This window comes from Staphylococcus caeli (genome assembly GCF_051413795.1).
Classification (GTDB): Bacteria; Bacillota; Bacilli; order Staphylococcales; family Staphylococcaceae; genus Staphylococcus; species Staphylococcus caeli_A.
Window position 1 is genome coordinate 1 of sequence record NZ_JBOIRQ010000038.1, and the last position, 7,764, is coordinate 7,764.

At 32.2% G+C, this 7,764-nt stretch carries 8 protein-coding genes and 1 tRNA gene; all 9 read left to right on the forward strand.

Features of this window, described 5'->3' with window-relative positions:
* Positions 1–177: 177 nt before the first annotated feature.
* The 9 genes from panD (at position 178) to ACSULM_RS12250 (ending at position 7,624) form a co-directional block, all read left to right on the forward strand.
* Complete coding sequence (gene panD / locus ACSULM_RS12210) at positions 178–564, forward strand: aspartate 1-decarboxylase (protein WP_436854226.1); 387 nt, start codon at positions 178–180, stop codon at positions 562–564.
* A 277-nt stretch (positions 565–841) separates the two neighbouring features.
* A tRNA-Leu gene (locus ACSULM_RS12215) sits at positions 842–924 on the forward strand.
* Between the two features lie 405 nt (positions 925–1,329).
* The gene (locus tag ACSULM_RS12220; RefSeq protein WP_436863078.1) at positions 1,330–2,397 is read left to right on the forward strand and encodes a PTS transporter subunit IIC; all 1,068 of its coding nucleotides are present in this window, start codon (positions 1,330–1,332) and stop codon (positions 2,395–2,397) included.
* A 166-nt stretch (positions 2,398–2,563) separates the two neighbouring features.
* Entirely contained in the window at positions 2,564–4,027 is a 1,464-nt protein-coding gene (locus tag ACSULM_RS12225; RefSeq protein WP_436863080.1) for an ABC transporter substrate-binding protein/permease, read from the forward strand.
* Positions 4,020–4,742 carry an amino acid ABC transporter ATP-binding protein gene (locus ACSULM_RS12230; protein ID WP_436863083.1) on the forward strand — a complete coding sequence of 241 codons (723 nt, stop codon included), beginning with the start codon at positions 4,020–4,022 and terminating at the stop codon, positions 4,740–4,742. Before ACSULM_RS12225 ends, ACSULM_RS12230 begins: the two co-directional genes overlap by 8 nt.
* A gap of 290 nt (positions 4,743–5,032) precedes the next feature.
* Entirely contained in the window at positions 5,033–6,160 is a 1,128-nt protein-coding gene (gene queG, locus ACSULM_RS12235; RefSeq protein WP_436863085.1) for a tRNA epoxyqueuosine(34) reductase QueG, read from the forward strand.
* Positions 6,161–6,164: 4 nt separating this feature from the next.
* Entirely contained in the window at positions 6,165–6,635 is a 471-nt protein-coding gene (trmL, locus tag ACSULM_RS12240; RefSeq protein ID WP_436863087.1) for a tRNA (uridine(34)/cytosine(34)/5-carboxymethylaminomethyluridine(34)-2'-O)-methyltransferase TrmL, read from the forward strand.
* Between the two features lie 182 nt (positions 6,636–6,817).
* On the forward strand, positions 6,818–7,417 hold the full coding sequence (locus tag ACSULM_RS12245; protein WP_436854221.1) for a 6-phosphogluconolactonase: 600 nt from the start codon (positions 6,818–6,820) through the stop codon (positions 7,415–7,417).
* Between the two features lie 21 nt (positions 7,418–7,438).
* Positions 7,439–7,624: an SAS053 family DNA gyrase inhibitor gene (locus tag ACSULM_RS12250; protein WP_436863089.1), complete on the forward strand. Its 186-nt coding sequence runs from the start codon at positions 7,439–7,441 to the stop codon at positions 7,622–7,624.
* The last annotated feature ends 140 nt before the right edge of the window (positions 7,625–7,764 follow it).

Consider the following 7,764-nt stretch of genomic DNA (forward strand, 5'->3'; position numbering starts at 1 on the left):
TATAATTATAGAGATATTTGTGCTTTTTTGTATTCAAACATAAAAATAACGATTGATGATTTTACTCACCAACCGTTAAAAGTGTACAGCCTTTAATATTGGTAGTGCGGTTGTGATATTTTTAAACAGTTAAGTAGAATATAATCTTTAGTGAATAAGTATAGGAGTAAAAAGTTGATGATTAGAACAATGATGCATGCAAAAATTCATAGAGCTCGAGTTACAGAGTCTAATTTAAATTATGTTGGTAGTATTACGATTGATAAAGATATATTAGAAGCAGTGGATATATTAGCGAATGAAAAGGTAGCAATAGTAAATAATAACAATGGTGCTCGTTTTGAAACTTATGTTATTGAAGGTGAACGGGGTAGTGGTAAGATATGCGTGAATGGTGCTGCATCTAGGCTTGTTGAAGTAGGAGATGTCATAATTATCATGACTTATGCGCAGTTAAATGAAACTGAACTACTCAGTCATACACCTAAAGTGGCAGTAATGAATGAATACAACGAAATTACCCAAATGATCCATGAACGAGAAAATGAAGTAATAAATGATTAAATGCTATTAAAATAAAATTAGTGTCTCATGTAGGTTGTTCAGAGGTGAATATTCATTTATGAACTACTAAATACTATTTTTAAATGTACATAATTTTCAAAATGAAATAGTGACATATTTCAATATTAGTTGAGCTTAATTTATAGTTAAGAAACCAATGAATACGCGCTTTATCGCAAAAATCTATTGACGACAAAAGATGAAAGTTATATAATATATTTATGCCATTTCAAAGTCATATGAATTGATCTTGAAATTATTAAATGATAACAATTAAGCCGGTGTGGCGGAATTGGCAGACGCGCGGGACTCAAAATCCCGTTCCTTCTTGGAGTGTCGGTTCGATCCCGACCACCGGTACTATAATAACATCATGAGCCATCAACACAGTTTAGAAATCCCGTCGTTGCGGGGTTTCTTTTTTTATACCCTCCATTAAACTCCATTAAGTTTTAAAATTTTGGTCACTGAGTGGACATCGTGATAATATTTACAGCTTACAAGATTCTCACAAATATACTTTTGTTTTAGTACAAAGTTATTAATATAGAAAATTAATATTTTGATATTTATTTATGATTATAAATAGGTTAGAAATAATCTTCTGTATTTGTAGAATTTCTTATGAAGTTTGTATATGAATGATTAAGTTAAAGAACTGTTTAACATTTCTATATGTAGTCTATAACTAGGCTAAAAATTAGATTGTAGTTTATTCTAAAGTGTAATATCATTAGTCTAATGTTATATTTGGAGGAAAGTTTAATGGGAAAATCAAAGCAAAATAATGTTGGAGGGAAACAATTTTTCGGCAATATACTACAAGCAGTTGGTGCTGGTGTTGTAATTGCGTTAATCCCAAATGCATTATTAGGAGAACTATTGAAGTTCTTTAAAGACGGAAATCAATTATTGGAAACTATTTATCAACTTGTAGTATTAATACAATCATTTATGGCATTTATTATTGGTGTAATGGCGGCACATCAATTTAAATTTAACGGAGCTGGAGCAACGATGATTGGTGTATCTGCTATGTTAGGTAGTGGTGCTGTTAAAAGCACACCTGAAGGTTTTATATTAAATGGCATTGGCGATATCATCAACACTATATTGGTAGTTGTTGTTGCATGTTTTTTATATTTATTATTACAAAATAAACTTGGTTCATTAGAAATGATAATTTTACCAGTAGTTATACCTGTGATAAGTGGAATTGTAGGTGTTTATACTTTAGGATATGTATCAAACGTTACCAAAGGTATTGGACATGTCGTAAGTTCATTTACTGAGCTTAATCCTATGTTAATGTCTATCTTGATTTGTGTAAGTTATAGTTTATTAATGGTAACACCAATATCAGTTGTAGCGATTGCCACGGCAATAGGATTATCTGGTTTAGGTAGTGGTGCAGCAAATATGGGGATAGTAGCAGCCTGTGTTACATTCTTGTTTGGTTCAATTAGGGTCAATGGTGCTGGCGTTAATTTAGTCCTTATTATAGGTGCAGCAAAAATGATGATTCCGGTATATTTCAAACACTTAGTTATTGCAATACCTTTAACGATTAATGGAATTATTTGCGGTTTGGTTGCTTATTTTATAGGTATACAAGGGACACCAATGTCCGCTGGATTTGGTTATACAGGTCTAGTAGGCCCAATTAATGCATTTAATCGCATGGATGGTGACCCAACAATGAATATAATTTTATTAGTATTTGGCTATTTTATAATACCTTTTGTGTCTGCCTTTTTTGTTCATGAATTATGTAAAAAATTCATGAATAGTTATACAGACGACATATATCAATTTGAAATACCAAAGCAATAGAAATTAAGAGACCGAATAAAAGGTCTCTTTTTTTTATGCACTAAATTTGCATAAATTCTATTTTATGTAGCTATTATATAGTGAATAAAGTGTATTTCAAAAATCTTACTTGAATATTATTACGTAAAAATGTATAATAATTAATCATGTGGAGAGGAGTTATTCTATGAAATATATTTTTAAGTTAATACTAATGATGATTTTAATCATAAGTAGCACTATAAGTTACATAAATCCTGAAGCCCACGCAGCAGAACAGGATCAATGGGAGAAAATAAAAGCACGTGGTGAATTAAGAGTCGGTTTATCTGCTGATTATGCACCTTATGAATTTGAACACAATGTAAATGGTAAATCGGAATATGCAGGGATAGATATTGAATTAGCTAAAAAAGTAGCCAAGGATAATCATTTAAAATTAAAAATTGTAAATATGCAATTTGATAGTTTATTGGGGGCTATTAAAACAGGTAAAATTGATTTAATTATATCAGGAATGACTCCTACTCCCGAACGTGAAAAGGAAGTAGACTTTTCTAATCCATATATGTCTGTACAACAAAAAATGATAGTAAAAAAATCTGATGCTGATAAATTAAAAGATTTAGATGATTTTGCAAATAAAAAAATAGGAGTTCAAAAACAGACACAGCAAGAAAAGTTAGCACAAACTGAAATAGATAATGCAGATATTCAGTCATTAACAAGAGTACCGGAAGTAATCATGTCACTAAAAAGCGGCAAAGTAAAAGGAATGGTTATTGAAGGACCAGTAGCTGAAGCATATTTAAAACAAAATAAAGACTTAACTTTTGCCAAAAATGTAAAATTTAATGAAGGTAGCAAAAGTACTGCAATTGCTGCACCTAAGCATTCACCTAAACTCATGAGTAAATTAAACGCAACAATCAAAGATGTAAAAGATAAAAAATTAATTGATGATTATAAAGATTCTGCAGCAGAAGCAATGAAAAAAGATGATGGTAATTTCTTTACTAAATACGGTAATTTCTTTATTAAAGGGATTCAAAATACGATATTAATATCAATTGTTGGGGTATTATTAGGAACTGTATTTGGCGCAGTTATTGCATTATTAAAACTTAGCAAAGTACGAGTATTGAGATGGCTTGCATCTGCATATATTGAATTTTTAAGAGGTACACCATTATTGGTGCAAGTATTTTTAGTTTATTTTGGTACAACAGCAGTGCTCGGTTTAAATATTTCAGCGCTAATTTGTGGGATGATTGCGCTAGTAATTAATTGCTCAGCGTATATCGCGGAAATTATCAGAGCAGGTATAAACGCGGTAGACAAAAGGCAGTCAGAAGCAGCACGCAGCTTAGGTCTAACCTATGGGCAGACAATGAAGAGTGTTATTTTACCGCAAGCTATAAAAAATATTTTACCTGCTCTAGGTAATGAATTTGTAACAGTTATTAAAGAATCTTCAATTGTATCTGTCATTGGAGTTAGTGAAATTATGTTCAATGCACAAGTTGTTCAGGGGGCATCATTTGATCCTTTTACACCACTCATTGTGGCTGCGATATTATACTTTATACTTACATTCACATTATCTAGAATAATGTACTACTTTGAAGGGAGAATGAAGGTCAGTGATTAATATTAAAAATCTATATAAGTCGTTTGATAAAAATGAAGTTTTAAAAGGGATTCATTTTACTGTGAACAAAGGTGAAGTTGTTGCTATAATTGGGCCTTCAGGTAGTGGTAAAAGTACGTTATTGCGTTGTATGAATTTATTAGAAACGCCGACAAGTGGCGATGTTATTTTTAAAGATAATAGTCTAACAAGTAAAGATACAGAATTAGAAAAATTACGTCAGCAAATGGGTATGGTTTTTCAAAATTTTAATCTGTTTCCTCATAAAAAAGTGATTGAAAATATTATGCTTGCACCAGGTTTATTAAAAAAAGATACACAAAATAATTTGAGAAAGCAAGCCGAAGTGTTGTTGGATAAAGTTGGATTGGCAGACAAAGCAGAATCGTATCCATCGCAATTATCAGGTGGTCAAAAACAAAGGGTTGCGATTGCTAGAGCATTAGCGATGAATCCAGAAGTACTACTATTTGATGAACCAACCTCTGCCCTAGACCCTGAAGTAGTGGGTGATGTCTTAAAAGTTATGAAAGATTTGGCAAAAGAGGGCATGACTATGGTGGTCGTTACACATGAAATGAATTTTGCTCGAGATGTCAGTGATAAGGTCGTATTTATGGCAGATGGTGTTATTGTTGAATCGGGAACACCAGAAGATATTTTTGTTCATCCACAACATGAAAGAACTAAAAACTTTTTAAGTCGTGTATTATAAAATTGCATAAATGGCAGTCATACAACACGTTTCTAAGCTATCATTCCTGAAGTGAATGGCTTGAAACGTGTTTTAAAATTACTATCATTAAAATTGTTTATCTTTATGGAAAATGCATTAATTGATAAAAAAAATTACGCTTTTATCAAAATTATTTTTACATTTAATAGATGATATTTTGCCAAGAAATTCAAAGTGTATTTTTAGCAAAAGTCATGATTGAATGACGCTCAAATGCTTTGGAATATGTTAAACTGTAAAATGTATGTTTGTATTGTGGGGTGTAATAAATGGATGTAAACCAATTGAAACAAGATGTCATTGATTATGCACATACAATTGGTATTGATAGTATTGGGTTTACTACGGCAGACCCTTTTGACGAGTTAAAACAAAAATTAGCAGATTATCATGCTAAGGGCTATGCTTCGGGATTTGAAGAATCTGATATTGAATTAAGAACTGAACCTAAATTATCCTTACCGACTGCTAGATCAATTATAGCAATTGCTGTTGGTTATCCCAATAAGCTTAAAGGTGCGCCCAAAAGTGTAAGAGGTGATCGTAGAGGTATGTTTGCGCGTGCATCTTGGGGGCAAGATTATCATACAATTATGAGAAAGCGCCTAGACAAATTAGGCGAATATTTGAAATCTAAAGTAGCTGATGTAGAGATACAGTCAATGGTTGATACGGGCGTGCTTTCTGATCGAGCAGTGGCAGAACGCGCAGGTTTAGGTTATGCCGGGAGAAATGGTTTTGTTATTAATCCCGAATTAGGTACTTGGACTTATTTAGGGGAAATGCTAGTGAGTATACCATTCCCGCCCGATGATCCACTTATAGATAGTTGTGGTGACTGTACAATTTGTGTAGATCGATGTCCAACAGGTGCATTGGTTGGCGATGGTCAGTTAAATAGTCAGAAATGTATTAGTTTCTTAACACAGACTAAAGGTTATTTAGCTGATGAATACCGCTATAAAATTGGTAACCGGTTATATGGTTGTGATACTTGTCAGCAAGTTTGTCCGAGAAATAAAGGTATAAATACACAACACGATGATATAATATTAGAACCAGAAATTTTAAAGCCAAGGCTTGTGCCATTATTGAAAATGAGTAATAAGGAATTTAAAAATACTTATGGACATTTAGCAGGTGCTTGGAGGGGGAAGAAGCCGATACAACGTAATGCAATTGTTGCATTGGCACATTTTAAAGAAGAAGCAGCAATACCTGAATTACAAGACGTTGCATTAACTGATCCTCGACCAATGATAAGAGGTACGGCATATTGGGCTATTGGACAAATTCAAGGTGAAGCGGCAAGAGCATTTATAGAACAACATTATGATCAAGAATTAGAAGAAGTCCAAAACGAAATGATCAAAGGACTTGAAATGAGGAGCGAGTAAGCGCATGACAAATCACATTGTACTGTTTCAACCACAAATACCAGGTAATACAGGTAGTATTGCAAGAACGTGTGCTGGCACATATACACATTTACATTTAATAAAACCATTAGGCTTTAGTACGGATGATAAAATGTTGAAACGTGCTGGGCTAGATTATTGGGAAACAGTAAATATTACTTATCACGAAAGCATCGAAGCATTTTTTGAAGCAACAGAAGGTACGTATTATTTATTAACTAAATTTGGTAAAAAGACTTATTCTGATTTTGATTTTACAGATGTAACACACGATCATTATTTTATATTTGGACGTGAGACAACTGGATTACCGGATTGGGTAAAGGAACAATATGCAGATACAGCTTTACGTATTCCGATGAATGATAATATTAGATCATTGAATTTATCAAATACGGCATCATTGCTGATTTATGAAGCCTTAAGACAACAGAATTTCCCAGAATTACATTAATAATTGTTAAAATAAGTGAAAATGATACTAAAGCTTTGTATAATTAAGCTAAGTTGTAAATGTTAATCTAATAAATCATAAATATTTCATATAAAGTAAATGGTTTAGGGCTATACTAACAAGGGTAATAATAAAAATAATGCTAGAACGGTTCTTAATAGAAGAAGAGGAGTGTAATGATTATGGCAATGAACTTTAAAATTTTTGAAAATGAACAAGTTGTAGCTGAATATGCTGCAGATATTTTAAGAAAACAATTTAATAACAATCCTACAACGATTGCTGGTGTACATCTTTCAAGCGAAAATGCACCGGTATTGGATGAATTAAAGAAAAATGTAGATAAACATGCAGTAGATTTTAGTCAAATTAATGTATTGGACTATGATAATAATAAATCATATTTTGAAGCACTTGGCGTGCCAAGCGGTCAAATATATAGCGTTTCATTTGGTGAAGACACAGAGTCTTTCATTAAAGATAAGATTAAAACAAAAGAAAATAAAGGAAAATTGATTACACAAGTACTTTCTATCGATACAAATGGTAAATTGGACGTAAGTGTGAATCAAGGACTATTTTCATCACGTGAAGTAATTCTAGTAATTACTGGTAGCGATAAAAAAGAAGTTGTGCATAAACTTTATGAAGAAAATGGTAAAACAAGCTTTGAACCATCTGATTTAAAAGCACACCGTATGGTTAATGTGATCTTAGATGAAGCGGCTGCTGAAGGATTACCAGAAGATGTGAGACATTATTTCACAGCACGTTTTGCTTAGTAAAAGTGTGGGGTGATTAAATTGGCTAAGAATGAAAACCAAAATTTCGAATCCAATGATACAGCTGAACCAGATAATGAAATGGTTGATGATTTTAGTGATGTTGTAGAATTAGGAAAAGAAATGGAACAAATTTCAGAAGAAAATGACGAAGCTAAGTTAGATAAGTCACATGATTCTGAAGTACGTTCAGATTTAAATGAATAGACGTTTTAATCCTTTGTGAAATTTACTTTTTACAAAGGATTTTTTTAATTTGATGAATTGTCAATTTAACTGCAACAGACTTACAGTGAAAATTTCATAAGGTGTACACCAATTAAGACACTTTCTTGGTCGATGATTTA

Excerpts from the sequence above, each read along its gene's own strand:
- panD (WP_436854226.1), top strand. The coding sequence starts at position 178 with ATGATTAGAACAATGATGCATGCAAAAATTCATAGAGCTCGAGTTACA.
- ACSULM_RS12220 (WP_436863078.1), top strand. The coding sequence starts at position 1,330 with ATGGGAAAATCAAAGCAAAATAATGTTGGAGGGAAACAATTTTTCGGC.
- ACSULM_RS12225 (WP_436863080.1), top strand. The coding sequence starts at position 2,564 with ATGAAATATATTTTTAAGTTAATACTAATGATGATTTTAATCATAAGT.
- queG (WP_436863085.1), top strand. The coding sequence starts at position 5,033 with ATGGATGTAAACCAATTGAAACAAGATGTCATTGATTATGCACATACA.
- trmL (WP_436863087.1), top strand. The coding sequence starts at position 6,165 with ATGACAAATCACATTGTACTGTTTCAACCACAAATACCAGGTAATACA.
- ACSULM_RS12245 (WP_436854221.1), top strand. The coding sequence starts at position 6,818 with ATGGCAATGAACTTTAAAATTTTTGAAAATGAACAAGTTGTAGCTGAA.